The sequence below is a fragment of the Lysinibacillus sp. BF-4 genome (assembly GCF_000743635.1).
In the GTDB taxonomy this organism is placed as follows: Bacteria; Bacillota; Bacilli; order Bacillales_A; family Planococcaceae; genus Metalysinibacillus; species Metalysinibacillus saudimassiliensis.
In genome coordinates, this window is the sequence record NZ_JPUW01000010.1 from 28,506 (window position 1) to 44,518 (window position 16,013).

At 40.8% G+C, this 16,013-nt stretch carries 18 protein-coding genes; 3 read left to right on the forward strand and 15 right to left on the reverse strand.

The features are described 5' to 3' along the window. Positions 1–28: 28 nt before the first annotated feature. Both CH76_RS05395 and CH76_RS05400 read right to left on the reverse strand, forming a co-directional pair. Entirely contained in the window at positions 29–775 is a 747-nt protein-coding gene (locus CH76_RS05395; protein ID WP_235190356.1) for an HAD-IIA family hydrolase, read from the reverse strand. Further along, positions 775–1,227: a DUF86 domain-containing protein gene (locus CH76_RS05400; RefSeq protein WP_036143970.1), complete on the reverse strand. Its 453-nt coding sequence runs from the start codon at positions 1,225–1,227 to the stop codon at positions 775–777. Before CH76_RS05400 ends, CH76_RS05395 begins: the two co-directional genes overlap by 1 nt. Before the next feature lie 90 nt (positions 1,228–1,317). Here CH76_RS05400 and CH76_RS05405 point away from each other — a divergent pair, with 90 nt between their 5' ends. Continuing rightward, complete coding sequence (locus tag CH76_RS05405; protein WP_036143972.1) at positions 1,318–1,584, forward strand: DUF3055 domain-containing protein; 267 nt, start codon at positions 1,318–1,320, stop codon at positions 1,582–1,584. Positions 1,585–1,603: 19 nt separating this feature from the next. Here the strand turns inward: CH76_RS05405 and CH76_RS05410 are convergent, their stop codons facing one another. The 11 genes from CH76_RS05410 to CH76_RS05455 all read right to left on the reverse strand — a co-directional run bounded on the left by CH76_RS05410 (position 1,604) and on the right by CH76_RS05455 (position 10,923). Then, positions 1,604–1,939 carry a YutD family protein gene (locus CH76_RS05410; protein ID WP_036143974.1) on the reverse strand — a complete coding sequence of 112 codons (336 nt, stop codon included), beginning with the start codon at positions 1,937–1,939 and terminating at the stop codon, positions 1,604–1,606. Positions 1,940–1,953: 14 nt separating this feature from the next. After that, entirely contained in the window at positions 1,954–2,874 is a 921-nt protein-coding gene (lipA, locus tag CH76_RS05415) for a lipoyl synthase (RefSeq protein WP_036143976.1), read from the reverse strand. Between the two features lie 78 nt (positions 2,875–2,952). Then, positions 2,953–4,053, reverse strand: a complete 1,101-nt coding sequence (locus tag CH76_RS05420) for an HD-GYP domain-containing protein (protein ID WP_036143979.1) — start codon at positions 4,051–4,053, stop codon at positions 2,953–2,955. Between the two features lie 28 nt (positions 4,054–4,081). Then, positions 4,082–5,437 carry a bifunctional UDP-sugar hydrolase/5'-nucleotidase gene (locus tag CH76_RS05425; RefSeq protein ID WP_036143981.1) on the reverse strand — a complete coding sequence of 452 codons (1,356 nt, stop codon included), beginning with the start codon at positions 5,435–5,437 and terminating at the stop codon, positions 4,082–4,084. A 15-nt stretch (positions 5,438–5,452) separates the two neighbouring features. Continuing rightward, positions 5,453–6,277, reverse strand: a complete 825-nt coding sequence (locus CH76_RS05430) for a sulfite exporter TauE/SafE family protein (RefSeq protein ID WP_036143983.1) — start codon at positions 6,275–6,277, stop codon at positions 5,453–5,455. Next, positions 6,277–7,137: a DUF72 domain-containing protein gene (locus CH76_RS05435; protein WP_036143986.1), complete on the reverse strand. Its 861-nt coding sequence runs from the start codon at positions 7,135–7,137 to the stop codon at positions 6,277–6,279. Before CH76_RS05435 ends, CH76_RS05430 begins: the two co-directional genes overlap by 1 nt. 75 nt (positions 7,138–7,212) lie before the next feature. Further along, positions 7,213–7,752 (reverse strand): dihydrofolate reductase family protein, encoded by a 540-nt coding sequence (locus CH76_RS05440; RefSeq protein ID WP_200877332.1) that lies wholly within the window; start codon positions 7,750–7,752, stop codon positions 7,213–7,215. Continuing rightward, positions 7,737–7,862, reverse strand: a complete 126-nt coding sequence (locus tag CH76_RS14150; protein WP_255344099.1) for a hypothetical protein — start codon at positions 7,860–7,862, stop codon at positions 7,737–7,739. Before CH76_RS14150 ends, CH76_RS05440 begins: the two co-directional genes overlap by 16 nt. A gap of 23 nt (positions 7,863–7,885) precedes the next feature. Then, positions 7,886–8,656, reverse strand: a complete 771-nt coding sequence (locus CH76_RS05445; protein ID WP_051910248.1) for a YibE/F family protein — start codon at positions 8,654–8,656, stop codon at positions 7,886–7,888. Next, the gene (locus CH76_RS05450; RefSeq protein ID WP_235190357.1) at positions 8,657–9,685 is read right to left on the reverse strand and encodes a YibE/F family protein; all 1,029 of its coding nucleotides are present in this window, start codon (positions 9,683–9,685) and stop codon (positions 8,657–8,659) included. It lies immediately after the preceding gene. A gap of 29 nt (positions 9,686–9,714) precedes the next feature. Continuing rightward, entirely contained in the window at positions 9,715–10,923 is a 1,209-nt protein-coding gene (locus tag CH76_RS05455; protein WP_036143989.1) for a hypothetical protein, read from the reverse strand. 73 nt (positions 10,924–10,996) lie between these two features. On the opposite strand from CH76_RS05455, the gene CH76_RS05460 reads away from it, so the two are divergent. Further along, positions 10,997–11,671 (forward strand): TIGR02206 family membrane protein, encoded by a 675-nt coding sequence (locus tag CH76_RS05460; protein ID WP_036143992.1) that lies wholly within the window; start codon positions 10,997–10,999, stop codon positions 11,669–11,671. 46 nt (positions 11,672–11,717) lie between these two features. Continuing rightward, positions 11,718–12,698 (forward strand): aromatic acid exporter family protein, encoded by a 981-nt coding sequence (locus CH76_RS05465; protein WP_036144026.1) that lies wholly within the window; start codon positions 11,718–11,720, stop codon positions 12,696–12,698. A gap of 18 nt (positions 12,699–12,716) precedes the next feature. On the opposite strand, the gene CH76_RS13685 is transcribed toward CH76_RS05465, so the two are convergent. Both CH76_RS13685 and sufB read right to left on the reverse strand, forming a co-directional pair. Continuing rightward, positions 12,717–14,477, reverse strand: a complete 1,761-nt coding sequence (locus CH76_RS13685) for an alpha/beta fold hydrolase (protein ID WP_081892633.1) — start codon at positions 14,475–14,477, stop codon at positions 12,717–12,719. A 96-nt stretch (positions 14,478–14,573) separates the two neighbouring features. Beyond that, a complete protein-coding gene (sufB, locus tag CH76_RS05475) occupies positions 14,574–15,971 on the reverse strand; it encodes a Fe-S cluster assembly protein SufB (RefSeq protein ID WP_036143994.1) in 1,398 nt (465 codons plus the stop codon). Between the last annotated feature and the right edge of the window lie 42 nt (positions 15,972–16,013).

A 16,013-nucleotide genomic window follows, 5' to 3' on the forward strand; every position in this document is an offset into this window, starting at 1 on the left:
AAGCTTCGAGCCAATTGGCTCGAAGCTTTTATAATAAATCCGTTAATTGAGCTACACGCTGAGTAGCGTGAATTGCGTCCTTGCTACGCGTTACACCTGTATCTACATGAATCGTAGCAATACCATACGCAACTCCGCACATAATATCTGTATCATGATTATCCCCTACTAGCACCATATCTTGCTTTCGTAGATGGTGGTCACGTGCAATCATTTCTAGCATTAAAGGTGAGGGCTTACCAATATAAATAGGCTCTACTCCTGCAACACCTGCAATCAGCTCTGTAAATGCTCCGTTACCCGGTACAAAACCAAACTCTGTTGGAAACTTTACATCCTGATTTGTAGATAATAATGTTGCGCCATGCTGCACAGCTACAGCTGCTGTAGCAAGCTTCATATAGTTAACCTCACGATCAATGCCAACGACTACAATACTCCCACCTTGCTCTACAAGCTCAACACCTGCGCGCTGTAAGGCATCACGCAAACCATGTGAGCCAATTAATAATGCGCGCTCACCTGCAAAATTTTCGGTAATATATTTCGCTGTCGCTAAAGCGCTCGAATAAATATGGTCTACTTGCGCTACAATACCCATATCCTCAAGAGTTGCTTGTAACTCAGCTACGGTTTTTGAGGAGTTATTCGTAATAAAAAACGGCTCAATCCCCTTAGCCTGCAATGCATGAATAAAAGTTACAGCACTAGCAATTGGCTCATTGCCGCGATATACTGTGCCATCTAAATCAAAGCAATACGCTTTGTACTGCATTATTTTTCGTCCTCTGGTAAAAATGCTGACACAGGTCCTAGCTCATTTGTTAAATAGTCATTTACTTTTGGTGTAAACGCCTTCATTGCTGGTAAGCTTGCTGTTAATACTTGTAGCACCTTAGCATCGTCTACCTCAGTAAACTCGCGCACTAACATTTTACGTAAGCCTACAACATCTTTTAATGGTGCATCCATTTCAGGTGTAATTACTTTTTCGTCTACTAAGATGTCAATGATGTCCTCATAACTACCTGGGTCACGCATAATAAAGCCATCAATCATTAAATTACCAACATCCATCATGGCCTCCATTACATTGTGACCAATACGTTGTAATGCGAGTTGCGCCACAACGTCCTCTTGCCAATCTGCCTTGCCTTCAAAAATAGCAAGCAGCTCATCTAAATGTTGTAATGTGTTTGTGATTTTGTTTCTGTCTACGAAATACACAATTATGCCTCCATTCAAATCTTTTAAAGTTGATTGTACATTCTCTTCTATAGTACCATATCTATATAATTGGAAGGGGATAAAACACGTATGGAACGCTTTTTCTTATATGATGATGTAGAGGATACCAAAACACGCTTCGTGGCTTTCGCAGGCGAAAAGCTACGTTATGATTTAGCCATTTTACAATCTACGCGCTTTTTTGGTAAAGTGCTCGTTTTAGATATTCAAACAAATCGTTTTGCAATTATTGGACCTGATGATGTGCAAGAGCCAGGTTATTTAGAGGCTGCTTACCATCGTACAGAAGCCGAGACTGTAGAGCTACGCGAATATTTAACAGAATTAATGGCCTAATAAAAAAACGTTCTCGCGATTAAGCGAGAACGTTTTTTTCTACTTCAGCCACTTCTTTCGGCTGCTTTTTTTCTGGTGCGATTTTTTTACCACGCTTTAAAATAAAATAGGCGCAGCCAAAGTTACAGTATTCATATAAATAATCCTGCACTGTACTAATTTTTGTATCAAAGGCTGATTTAGGATGTTTGTCCTCGTAAAAACCTTTTAAACGAAGTTGATTATAGCCCCAGTCACCTAAAATATAATCGTACTTAGCTAAGATTTCGGAGTAACGTGCAACTACTGCCTCCATATCAAATGCCTCGCGGTAATCTGTGACAATCTCATACTCGTATTTATCTAACACAATCAAATGTGTCACCTCTTTCACTTCTCTGCTTGCAACTGGCGCTCCTTTGTTGCCGCATTTACCTGCTCGTCTGCATGATAGCTACTGCGTACAAGCGGGCCTGCCTCACAATGTGAGAAGCCTTTTTCCATTGCAATTTTACGTAACTTACCAAACTCAAGTGGTGAGTAATATTTTTTTACAGGTAGATGTTTTTTCGTCGGCTGTAAATATTGACCGATTGTCATAATATCTACGTCATTCGCACGTAAATCATCCATAACCTCTATAATTTCTTCTTCTGTTTCGCCTAGACCAATCATTAATGATGACTTTGTAGGAATATCAGGCTGTAATTCTTTTGCTCGCTTTAAAAATGCTAATGAGCGCTCATACGTAGCTTTAGCACGCACACGCGGTGTTAGGCTACGAACGGTTTCGATGTTGTGATTTAAAATGTCAGGACGTGCATCCATTAACATTGTGATATTTTCGTCGAGACCACCTAAGTCAGATGGCAATACCTCTACTGATGTTGCTGGACTCTTGCGACGGATGGCACGGATAGTTTCAGCTAGCACCCCTGCTCCACCATCTTTTAAATCGTCACGCGCTACCATTGTAATAACAACGTGCTTTAAATCCATAATTTTAACAGAGTCTGCTACGCGCTCTGGCTCTTGTAAATCAAGCTCTGTTGGTAAACCTGTTTTTACGGCACAGAAGCGACATGCGCGGGTACATACTGACCCTAAAATCATCATTGTCGCTGTGCGACGCTCACCCCAACACTCGTGAATATTTGGACAGCGTGCCTCTTCACATACCGTATGTAAATTGTTTTCACGCATTAATTTCTTTAAGCCTTTATACTCGTCGTTCGTGTTTAATTTGATTTTTAACCACTCTGGTTTGCGTAAGTATTCGTCTTTTTTGCTAGTCGGTTTGCAAGATGTCATTTCCTACTCCGCCCCTATTCTTTGTTTATTGTATTCGTTGACAATGTATCACACTACAGGTCGCTTCAACAACAGTTTTTACTTATTTAACACGTAGTCTGCTTCGATTTCTACAATTTCTAGTGTAGGCTGATCAATTAATGCTAATTCATGCGTAGCTTTTAAAATTTGATTGTTTTGCTCAAAAATACGAAGCACAGGTCGCAGTGGATTAATTGGGTTTTGGCGCACAACAATACCACGCGCATCATCATTTAAACGTAGGATAGTACCATTAGGGTAATGTACAACACTTTTACGTAGCGCATCTAACACCGTTGCGTCAAATGCTGTACCCTCACCTTCGCCCATAATTTTAAGACACTCTACAGGCAATATTTTTTTGCGATACACACGTGTGCTTGATAGTGCGTCAAAAACATCTGCTACTGCAATAATTTTTGCAAAGGGGTGGATGTCTTTTTCAGTTAAGCCGCGTGGGTAGCCTGAGCCATCCAAGCGCTCATGATGTTGAAAGGCGCAATGTGCAACAAGCAATGGCATCGTATATAAATTACGAAGCAATTCAAAGCCATATTTTGTGTGCTCCTTCATTTGTCCATACTCTTGATCAGTTAAACGCCCAGGCTTTTGTAAAATCTCCTGCGGAATACTAATTTTACCGACGTCATGTAAAAGTGCTCCCATACCAATCGTTTTTAAATCTTTTTCGCTATACTTTAAATGCTTTGCAATGGCTAAAGCATATAATGTTACCTGAAACGAGTGTTGATAAATGTATTCGTCGTATAAAAAGGCATCCGATAATACCATCAGCGCCTCACCACTCTCCATAATAATGGCGATTAGTGCATCTAAATCTTTAGATAGAGCGAGTGCCTTTTGCTCAAGTACATAAGCGATTTTTTTACGGTCTGCCTTTTGTACAGCGTCAAACGAGCTTTTAATTTCATTTACAACTTGATTACGTACAACTTGCGGCACGGTTTCTACAACTTCTATGCCTTTTGATAATGCCGTATCAATATATACATATTGCACGCTTAGTTGTTCTAGTCGGCGAATACTACGTTCATTTAAACTTACGCCTTGTTGCAGCAGCGGGTGCCCTGCGTCGTTCCAAATTGTTTTGCCAAGTGTCATGCCGTCGCGTACGGCCTCTAATGCGATTAATTGCATAGCGGAAACCCCATTCTATTTATTTTCTTTATTCCGCAAAATATTTTTGCCCATAGTCTAGTAGTAGCTCGCGTAAAAATGCAGGGAGTACATACTGTTTTTTTGCATAGTTAAACTGTGGGTAAAAATAGCCAAAGGTAAATAAATCAAGCGTCACTAGTCGGTAGACACCATCATCCTTTGCTAGTTGCCCATTTATCACTAAACGACGATGCTCGTCTAGCTTAAAGCCATATGTAAGTATTTTGCCCAGTACTACACCACGAAACCCTAGGCCTTTTAGTGCCATGCGTGGCCACTCTTCATCTGTAGACTGTGCCAAAATTTCTTTTAATTGCTGCGCTGTCACTTCAATGATGCAAAGATTAATAGGATGCGGTAGTAAACGGTGCAAATCTAAAGCTGTTACTGGTCCCTTTTGTAAGTCACTGAGGAAAATACCAGCATTAAATAATGCACAATCTGCTTTTGTTTCTTCTAGCATCACACGCGCAAATAAATCCGATAATTTGGAGTAATGGTACCATTCCTTATTATACGTTTTTGGTGCTGTAAATACGGTTTGTTGCATTAGTGCCTCGCCCTTTGCCGTAAGCTTAGCTGCTTGTAATGCTTCTTTTTCGAGTGGTGGTAAATCCGTACTCGCATGTAATCGTGTGGTCTTTTGAAGTTTGCCATCTTCAATTTGTAATGTCAGCTCACCTAAATAGCGCCCAAACATCCCCCCACCTGTCAGTAACACATCATTAACTGTTTTGCCTGTTGGTAATACATGATGCGTGTGCGAACCAAAAATCACATCAATGATTGGACAAGCCTCCGCTAGTGCCTCATCTTCATTAATACCAAGATGAGAGAGACATAGTAAAATATCTACTTTGTCTTGCAAATAGTAAGCTAACTGTATGAGCTTTTCCTTTGCGCCACTAACATCCCAGTTCAGTTCACGGTAGAACGCTTCAAAAGGCGCTGTAGCCGCAATGAAACCTACCTTCGTACCTGCCGCCGTCGTTTTAATGACGTATGGTTTTACCCACGCTGGTGTTTGCCCTTCAATAGCTTTTAAATTAGCAATTACGACATCAAATGTCGCGTCTTCATAGAGCGCACTTAAGTCTTCAAAGCCTAATGTAATGCCCTCGTTATTACCGAGCGTCACAACATCGTAGTCTGCTTCATTTAATAGCGCTACATTACCTTTACCTAATGTTGCCTCGGTAAAAATAGAGGAGCGATCCATATGGTCACCAATATCGCACAGCCACACGGTATCACCCTGCTGCTCGTAAGCTGCCTTGCGCGCTTGAATATACGCCTGCATTCTTGCCCAATAGGCAAAATGACTATGCCAGTCATTTGTATGAAAGATATGGATTTTTTCCATATAGCATCGCTCCCTTTAATTTACTAAGCCATCAATAATCGAACGGATACCAAGTAGTAATAATACAATACGTAAAATCAATACTAAGGTATCAGAGTTTAAGCGCTTATTTAAACGCGCCCCTAATTTTGCGCCAATATATGCGCCTGGAATAACAGGTAATGTGTACAACCAAGGTACATTGCCTAAATAAATATGGCTCATTGAGTTAACAATGGCTGATAAAAACACCATAAACATTGATGTTGCAATAGCCACATGTGGTGGAAATAAAAATAAAATAATCATTGCTGGCACAATAATTGAGCCGCCACCAATACCAAATAGCCCTGACATAATGCCAATAAAGAAAGTTAAAATAAGTGCAAACCAAATAGGATAACCATAAATAAACGTTTTACCATCAGGGTCTGTAAATTTACGCTCTTTACCATGGGCTACAAACCATTTTACAGGCTTTAATTTATCACGCACAATTAAAATCGTCGCTAAAATAATCAGTAAAATACCAAAATATAAATTAAATGAAGGTAAATCTAGTCCTTTATTTAACCAAGCACCAATCATAGTGCCAGGTACACTACCTAAAAAAAAGATAAAACCACTGCGGTAATCTACCGTTTTTGATTTCATATAGCTTAATGTCGAGGAAAGCCCTATAAAAATCATCATAATAACGGATAGACCTACTACGCTCTGCGGTGTAATTTCAGGTATATAGCCAAGGCTTACACCAACGTATAAAGTAGCTGGCACTAAAATCACACCACCACCTAGCCCAACAAGCGCACCAACAAGACCTGATGCAAGTGCTAGCACGGCTAAAATTATATATTCCATTACCACTCACCCCCAAATATATCTAGCTGCCTTGGTGCGAGCCCCTCGTACGAAATATTTAATAAATGTTGTAGGCGCTTCGCATTAGGCGCTGCATCATGTGCGGAGTTATTGTTAAATGTCACAACAACATCCTTCCCCTGTGCTTCAAACTCCTTAATGACGTGCATAAATGTCGTTAGCTCATCATCATTATAATTATATAAAAAACGTACTTTACGCCAGTGCTCTGCATTACCTACATTACGCCAGCCATGTAAATTACGTCCGTGAAACCTAAACATCACTCGGTCCGTCGTTGCCTCTGGTACAAATGGAATACTGCCTACACCAGCTTGTGGCTCATCACAAATTACATTAATGATTTTTTCCTCACGTAAAAAGTTAAGCGTTGCTTCGCGGTGCTGTGGGTCAAACCATGTTTGATTACGAAACTCCACTGCCAATTGAAAATGCGTAAGACGCTGATTCATTTTACGAATATAGGCCATATTTTTTGGCATCGCATCATACCAAGGTGGAAACTGTACGAGCACTGCATATAATTTGCCTGCTTGCTGCATTGGCATTAAGCAGTCTTCAAACGTTTGATAAATTTCTTCAATGGAGCTAAACGTCCAATCTTCTCTGCGCTGATGCCCTGTCATGGCTTGGTGTGCCTTAACAATAAAGCGAAAGTTACTTGGGGTTTCAGCTACCCATTTTTCAATTGTGGCTAGCTTAGGTATCGCATAAAATGAGCTATCAATTTCGACAATAGGAAAATGCCCACTGTAGTCAAATAGCTTTGCGCTTGCCTTGGTCGTAGCCGAAGCAAGTATGGGATGGTCAGTAAAACCCGTTAAACCAATTCGTATCATATACTTCACCTCAGTACTATCATACATTACTATTTTACCCTACGTCTTTAAGTTTATAAAAAAACACCGAAGTTATTATCCTTCGGTGCGTGCATAAGTACTATAAATCAAACCGTTTTTTTCGTAACTCTTTACCGCGCGCAATGCCACACGCGTATCCGTTGTAAACAAACGAATACCCTCACCTAAAATAATTGGCATCGTGGCGATTTGGTACTCATCAATTAAATTAGCGCTCACTAATGGTTGAATACTGCTAGCACCACCTACAAGCCAAATTGTACCGCCTGGCTGTTTACGTAAGCGTTGTACTAATGATACAACCGCTTCGTCAGTAAAATGCACTGCGCCTTCACTCGCACGTGACTCATGCGTCATAATATAACTCGTTACGTCCTCGTAAGGGTAATGTGTTGGTGACAGCTCCGTTACAACTTGATCGTATGTCGTGCGTCCCATAATTACAGTATCAACCTGCGCATAAAAATCTTCATAGCTCGTATCTTCTTCTGCTCCTGTAGGCACGAGCCAATCGACCTTGCCCTCTTTGTCTGCAATATAACCATCTAAACTTGTTGCAATATAAAGTACGACCTTTCTTAATGTCCCGTCCAACATGCGTCCCCCTCTGGTGCATCACTCTCACATTTGGCACAGTAGAGTGGCTTTTCTTCTCCGTAGTATGGATAGCCGCAATCCTCACAATAAAAAACTTGCTTTGTCATGACGTTCACCTCTTACTACTATGCTACGCGGCTCTGTTACCTTTAGCGAATAATTTGCTCACAAGCACACTTGTCCATGCCGCCATTGGAATGACAAGGGCAATGCCAATGCCTGCTGTAAAGATAGTTAATACTTCTGCACCAAATACTTTTGCATTTACAATTTCACCAAAGGAATAATGCAAATCCTTAAACCAAATGAGCAAACCTAAATAGCCACCAAAAAAGGCAAAGAACAGCGTATTTGTATCTGTGCCTAAAATATCTCGTCCAATTAGCATACCATGCGCTACTAATTGTCGTGGCGTGCTCGTAGTATGACGCGCATACTCATGCATAGATGAAGTAATAGACATCGCTACATCCATAATCGCGCCAATGGTACTCATAATAATAACAGCTGCCGCTACTTGCACATAATCAATACCTATTAATAAATTATAAGCATCTAGCTCTTCAGTTTCTTCTTCACTAAAGCCTTGGATCATTGCAACATCTGTCACCAAGTAAATGACGCTAAGCAACACACCTAGCGTAAGAAATGTAGCAATAAAAGCTGCCAGTGTTTTGCGATTTAAGCCATTAATATAAAATAAATTAACGGCACATAAGGCTGCACAAGCTACAAGTGTTAATAGCAAAATATTGGTTTGTGTATCCAACATAAAAAATACCGTCACCAGTAAAATAATGCCGTTTAAAAATAATGAAATAAACGAACGTACACCATTCATACCGCCTACAGCCACCATGAGTATTAATAAAACGCCTGCCAGTAAAAGTAACACATTCATTTACTGCACCTGCTTTCGTTGCATTAGCCATAATGAAATATATAAGCTAATAGGAATTGTACTTACCACACCAATACCACCTGCTAGCGCGCGCGCAATTTCGAGGGATAGGTTCATAGATAGGGTATAACCAAAAGGTAACCCGTTTTTAAAATAAAGCAACAACATTGGAATAGAGCCACTCACATATGCAAAAAATAAAATATTTGTAATGGTGCCCATAATGTCCTTACCAATCTCACGCCCTGACTGCTTAATCTCATCAAGTGTAGCTGTGTGCTGCATACTAAAGAGCGCAGAGGTCATCGTAATTGCTACGTCCATCACTGCACCAAGTGAACCAATTAATAAACCAGCTAAAAATACTGTATGGTAAGGACGTGTTAAAAACTGCATTTCTTCATAATGAAGCCCTTCCTGTTTCGTAACAAACATAGCTAGTGCCGCAACGCTAAAGGCAATGCCTGTCCCAAGCAATGTCGCAATGAGTGCTGCTGTTGCTTTTTGGCTACGCCCGTTTACCATAACAATCGAAATCACCGCAAACAGCACTACAGCTATCGCACTTACCAACAGCAAACTGACGTGCTCATAGCGTACATACACTGTAATAGCTGCTACTAAAATTACCACATTAACGCCAAAACTCATCAATGAATATACACCTTGCTTACGCCCTACAACTACTAGCATTGCGATAAAGAGCCATGCCGCTATTACAATATACTTATCTCGCTTTACGCCTAAAATATGGTCATCTGCGATAAATAACTCATCACCGCGTGTATAGTTTTGATCAAAGGCGCGTGAGTCTGAATACGTATTATATAAAGTGTATGACTTACCTGCTTGATCTACTGCAGTGAGCTGTTGTACATATTGCTTATCCTGCTCAAGCTCCATAGTCTCTACTACTTGAGTAGCCGTTACCTTAACGATCGTATCGCCATACCATGCGTGATTGTGATAAACGGCATAAATGGAGAGCGCGCAAAACATAACAGTTAATGCGACTAACCACTTTTTCATCTGCTTCACCTCAAACAAAAAAAGAGGCATTATTCCTCGCCTCTTTTATGAATTATTTTTTCTACAATACCATTTCGTGCTAAGGATGCAAAATAAATTTCATCCGTTTTTGTATAAAAGCCTGCTGTACCCATAGGCTGCCATTGATAATCATCATGAATTTGTAGCTTTTCAGTAATGGTGTCCTTTGTAACCTCGTACTTTACAAAGCCTGTTGGCGCTGTAGGATAGGTTAACTCCGCACTACCATCTTTATTTTTAATCGCTGGACTTGCCTCTCTCACAAACTGTGGTAAGTTAAAACTGCCATGTACAATACGCCCTGTTTCGTTAATTAAATACATATAACCAGCACCGTCACGCGTATTACCTGTCACCACAAAGGCATCAATAGCTGGTAAATAATCTACTTGGTATTCATAGTAAGCATTGTTGGGCTGTAATAATAATGGACGCTTTTGAAACCGTTTGGCTACTGGGTCGTATAAAGCATACATCACTTGTGAATAATCTTCTTCGTCAATATAACGTTGCCATACGACTAAAGCACGCTTTGGTGAAGCGGCAACGATTGGCCACCACTCGCGGTCTTTATCACGTGTTGTAATCGCCTCTGTATCAATTACATTGCCTGCATCATCATAAGCAGTAAGGTTTACCGTTTTACCTGTACCTAAATTATCCACGCCACCGCGATTGATCCAGTCATCCGACCAAACAATTACATGGGCATCCTTTGTTGAAGCAACATGCCCTGAATGTGCACCATCTTTCACAGTCTGTGGGTAAGGCTTAATAATTTTGCCGTTAGCGTCCATCATCATAAAACGCTGCGCGACCTCTTGTGTGGTTTGATTTGCGTCTTCAAAGGTAATCATACGTGTACCTGACTGCGTGGCACTTACGCTCACAGGTTCCTGTGCAAACGGAGCCTCAAGTAGCGGCTTACGTTCCTTTAAGCTAAGATCATCATGACGCACCACACCTGTCATCACATTATGCGTCCATTCGCTACTTTGTCCATCATCAGTTGTTTGTGACCAAAAGGCATCCATATTGCCATCAGGTCGTTCAATAAATGTTAAGCCATGGGCGAAGCGGCGACCATCACCTTCATATTTTTGTTCATCATCTATCGAAATTGTTTCTACTTGGTAGGGCTGTTGATCCTGTCTGGCCAACCAAAAGACGATAAGGAGTATACCAACGACGCCTACCGCTACAAGCACTTTTTTCATCTCATCACACCAAACTATTTATTCCGCAGGGGGTTTTATTATAATTTATCAACTTTACCACAGTAGCCAAAGCTTGTTCCAACCTTTTAGTGGGCCTCACCTTGTTATTTTATTTATTGTATTTGGCTTAGCGCTATTATTTTTATGCTTTCCCACTCATATTAAGCGCCCACCTGTTGTAACTAGCATACGTGTCACGCTAATCCTTATGCTTATTGTACAACAGTTTTTACTCTATAGTTGGTACGCTATGAATCATGAGTGGAATGTTTCCGATGCTTTACCACTCTACCCATGTCGCCTAACTACATTATTTGTATTAATTATGCTCATAACACGACGGACCTTTTTGCTTAATTTTACGTTTTACTGGGGTATCATAGGGGCTTTACTAGCATTACTATCACCAGACACAAATCAGCTTGGCTTTCCTAATGCCATGTTCATTCAATTTTTTGTAGGGCATAGCGCGCTACTACTCGGGATTTTATTTATTGTTATCACGACGGATTTTAACGTAACTAAGGAAGGCTTACTACTTACGTATAAACAAAGTCTTGTATACTTTGCACTTATGTTTATTATCAATACTATTTTCGGTAGCAACTATGCCTACCTACGCACTTTACCGCCCTCACCTTTTTTAACTTGGGCACCTAGCTACCCATGGCATATTCCGCTTATTATCTCTGCCATCTTTCTCTTATTTTACGTGGTTTACTCGCTTTGTCGCAAGCGTCTAGCATAGCTTTTAGGCGAAGGGGTATACTACGGTAGGAGGTGACGTTTTGTTTTTGAGTTTTTCATTTCGTGGCGGCCGTATTTTTAAAACGGCGATTGCGGTTTTTATTACAGCATGGCTTTGTGCATTATTGGACTGGCCCGCAACATTTGCGGTCATTACTGCTATTGTAACGCTAGAGCCTACCGTAACCGACTCTGTTAAAAAAAGTTTCGTGCGTTTTCCTGCATCAGCCATTGGTGCATTTTACACTGTACTATCCGTGTTTTTATTAGGGCATACACCACTAACCTATACCGTATCAGCCGCACTTACTATTGCGACTTGCTATAAATTAAAATTACATGACGGTCTGCTCGTCGCTACCTTAACTGCTGTGGCCATGGTAGACGTGGTACATAGCAACTTTTTAATTGCGTTTATCGTTCGCTTAGGTACAACTACTATCGGTCTACTCGTATCTACTGCTGTTAATATGCTCGTGTTTCCACCAGAGTACTCTACAATGATTGCAAAGCACTTAGCAACGAGCAAGCAAAAGCTACAAGAGCTAGCACCAAACGTTATACAAGCGTTAATTGACGGTGAAACAGACCGCTCCATACATCAAGCTCAAATGAATGCCTTACAAAAAGATATGGCGCTCACAGCAAAGCTTTTGCAGTTTCAAGAGAAGGATACCTTCCACCCATTAGCAGCCAAAAGTAAATACCCTATTGCGCCGCAAAAATCACAGTTTCAGGCGCTTAAGTTAATGACACATCATCTCGAGAACTTACTGGCATTACCGTTAACTAAACCAAGTTGGACGACTATCGAGCAACTGCAATTAGTAGAAGCAAACAAAGCACTAGCAACGCAGTGGGATACATTAGATGCCCAGCATTATAAAGAGCAACTAGCCACCATTACTGCACAGTTTTTTGCAGAGCAACGCCAAGCAACTGATACAACATTTATCCCAATTGAAAGTCTATTATTATTTGAAATTATTGCTCTCTATGAACAATTGCCCAAAGTAAAAAGCCAGTAGCGCGCTACTGGCTTTTTGTTATGACTTAATAAAGGTGGCAATGGTTGGTACAAGCGCCTCCGTTAACGGAAGTGTTGGATTAAAATACGTTGCCATATTGCCTGCTGGGTCTGTTGGTGCATCTTTTAATACATGATTCATCTCTTTAAAATAAACGGCCTTACTCGCTGTAAAATCACTTAAACGTTTCGCATCTGCTGGCTTCACCTGTAAATCATTTTCACCTTGAATAATTAATGTTTTAGCCTTTGTCTGTTGCAGTAACGCAGCTGGGTCATAAGCTAGCCATGAAATCATATAATCTTGAATAGACGGGCGGAACAATGACTGCAAAGCTGGTGCTATATCCGTCACATGCTCTCCCTGTTCAAGCTTGGCTAAGATTGCCTTTGCTTCATTTGCTATCGCTGGCGATTGTGCCTCTAACTGCTCAAGTAATACTTCGCCAATTGGGCGACCTGCACCTGCAAGCGAGGTAATGGAAGCGACCTGCTTATGTTGTGCAGCTAATGATGCCATAAAGGCTCCTTCACTATGCCCAATCAAATGAACTTCGTTAAAACGCACATCTTTATTTAAAACTTCTATTAATGCCTCAACATCCTTAGCGTAATCCTCTACAACTAAACCTTCCTCCGTTGTAAGTAATGCTGTGTTACTGCCTACACCACGCTTATCATAACGTAGCGTAGCAATACCCTTATCCGCTAACCCTTCTGCTACCATTTTTAAGCTATTATTTTTACCTGCAATAGCTGAGTTACCATCTTTATCTGTAGGGCCTGAGCCTGCAATAATAATCGCTACAGGTACAGGTTTGCTTACATTCACTGGCAACTGAAGCGCCGCCTGTAAGTTACCGCCTTCAACAGGTACGGTTACTTTTTCGTACGTAATAACCTCTGGCTCAACAGGGTGGAACATCATATTAAACATTTGGTTATTTTGTTTAAATACAGTTGTCATCAAACCATCTGTAAGCGTACTCTCTAACGTCATCACTTGATTACCCAGTGCAACTGTCATAACAGCTACCTCACCTTTCATCTCTAGCGTTACTGGGTAATCTTTAATGCCTTGTGCTGGAATAGAAATCATTGCGCTGTCTTGCGTAATGTTTAATTGCATCTCTAACATCGCCTCAGCTAACGTTCCTTCCCACTGTCCTACAAAATCTGCACGTGTCGTTTGTTGCGCCATGGCACGTTGTAAAAATACAGCCATATGCGCACGCGTCACTGGCTCATTTGGTTTAAATTTACCGTTATCGCCTGTTGTAATACCATGGCTTGCTAATATATTAATGTAATCCTTTGCCCAGTGGTCTTTAGCAACATCCGTAAAGTCGCCTTTATTTGTACGTGGTTGTAAATGAAAAGCTTGCACTAACATTTTTGCCATCTGTGCACGTGTAATGACTTGCTTTGGTTTAAAATTATCTCCCGCCCCGTCAATGACACCCGCACGGTACGCCTTAGCAATCACATCCGCATAGGCTGCAGTTGCTGGTACATCTAAAAACGTCTTACCCTCACGTATTGGTGCTAGTGGTAAAGCGCGCGACAGCATCAACACCGCATGCTCACGTGATACAGCTTGCGATGGCTTAAATTGATTAGCGTTACCTGTAATAATGCCTGCCTCTTTCATCGCGCCAATTTCTTTAGCGTATGGATGATTAGCCGGTACATCGTCAAATGGTCCTTCTGCTGCTTGAGCTACAACTGCAGGTATAACCGTTGTAGCTGCGAGTGTTGCTAAAAATAGTTTAGATTTCATAATTCATCGCCTCCTATTACTAAGTATACGAAACACTACACACTTTGTTTCAATAAAAAAAAGCTCGCCACTATAAAGTGACGAGCTAATTTATCATTAACCGATTGAACCTTCCATCTCATAGTTGATTAGGCGGTTCATTTCTACGGCATATTCCATTGGTAATTCTTTTGTGAATGGTTCGATGAAGCCCATTACGATCATTTCTGTAGCTTCAAGCTCAGAAATACCACGGCTCATTAGGTAGAATAATTGTTCTTCTGATACTTTCGACACTTTTGCTTCGTGCTCAAGTGATACGTCATCATTTAAGATTTCGTTGTACGGGATTGTATCTGAAGTTGATTCATTATCCATAATTAATGTATCACACTCAATGTTGGCACGTGCACCCTTCGCTTTAGGACCAAAACGAACGATACCGCGGTAAGTTACTTTACCGCCGTGATGAGAAATTGATTTTGATACGATGGTTGAAGATGTGTTTGGTGCTAAGTGAATCATTTTTGCACCCGCATCTTGGTGTTGCCCTTTACCTGCTAATGCAATTGAAAGTGTAAGACCGCGTGCGCCCTCACCTTTTAAAATACATGCAGGGTATTTCATCGTTAATTTAGAACCGATGTTACCATCAATCCATTCCATTGTACCGTTCTCTTCAACAACTGTACGTTTTGTAACTAAGTTATAAACGTTGTTTGCCCAGTTTTGAATCGTTGTATAACGGCAGTATGCGTCTTTTTTAACAATGATTTCAACTACAGCTGAGTGTAGTGAGTTTGTTGTGTAAACAGGAGCTGTACAGCCTTCAACGTAGTGAACGCTAGCGCCTTCGTCAACAATAATAAGTGTACGCTCAAATTGACCCATGTTTTCTGAGTTAATACGGAAGTACGCTTGTAGTGGTGTATCCACTTTAATACCTGGTGGTACGTAAATGAATGAGCCACCTGACCAAACTGCTGAGTTTAGTGCAGAGAATTTATTGTCTGTTGCTGGGATAACAGTGCCCCAGTATTGTTTAAAGATGTCTTCGTTTTCACGAAGTGCTGAGTCTGTATCTTTAAAGACAATACCCATATCCTCTAAATCTGATTTCATGTTGTGGTAAACAACCTCTGACTCATACTGTGCAGAAACACCCGCAAGGTATTTTTGCTCAGCTTCAGGGATACCTAGTTTATCAAATGTTGCTTTGATTTCTTCAGGTACCTCATCCCAAGAGCGCTCTGTAGCTTCTGACGGTTTTACGTAATACGTAATTTCATCAAAGTCTAATGAGTTAAGGTCGCCACCCCATTGTGGCATTGGTTTTGAATAGAATGTTTCAAGTGCTTTTAAGCGGTAATCTAACATCCACTCTGGCTCTTGCTTCATATTCGAAATTTCGCGCACGATGTCTTCCGTAAGACCACGTTTCGAACGGAAAACTGATACGTCCTTGTCATGGAATCCGTATTTATAATCGCCGATATCTGGCATTTTTTTAGCCATCTTTATTCCTCCGTTCAGTATTTTAAAGTGCCAAAACACATC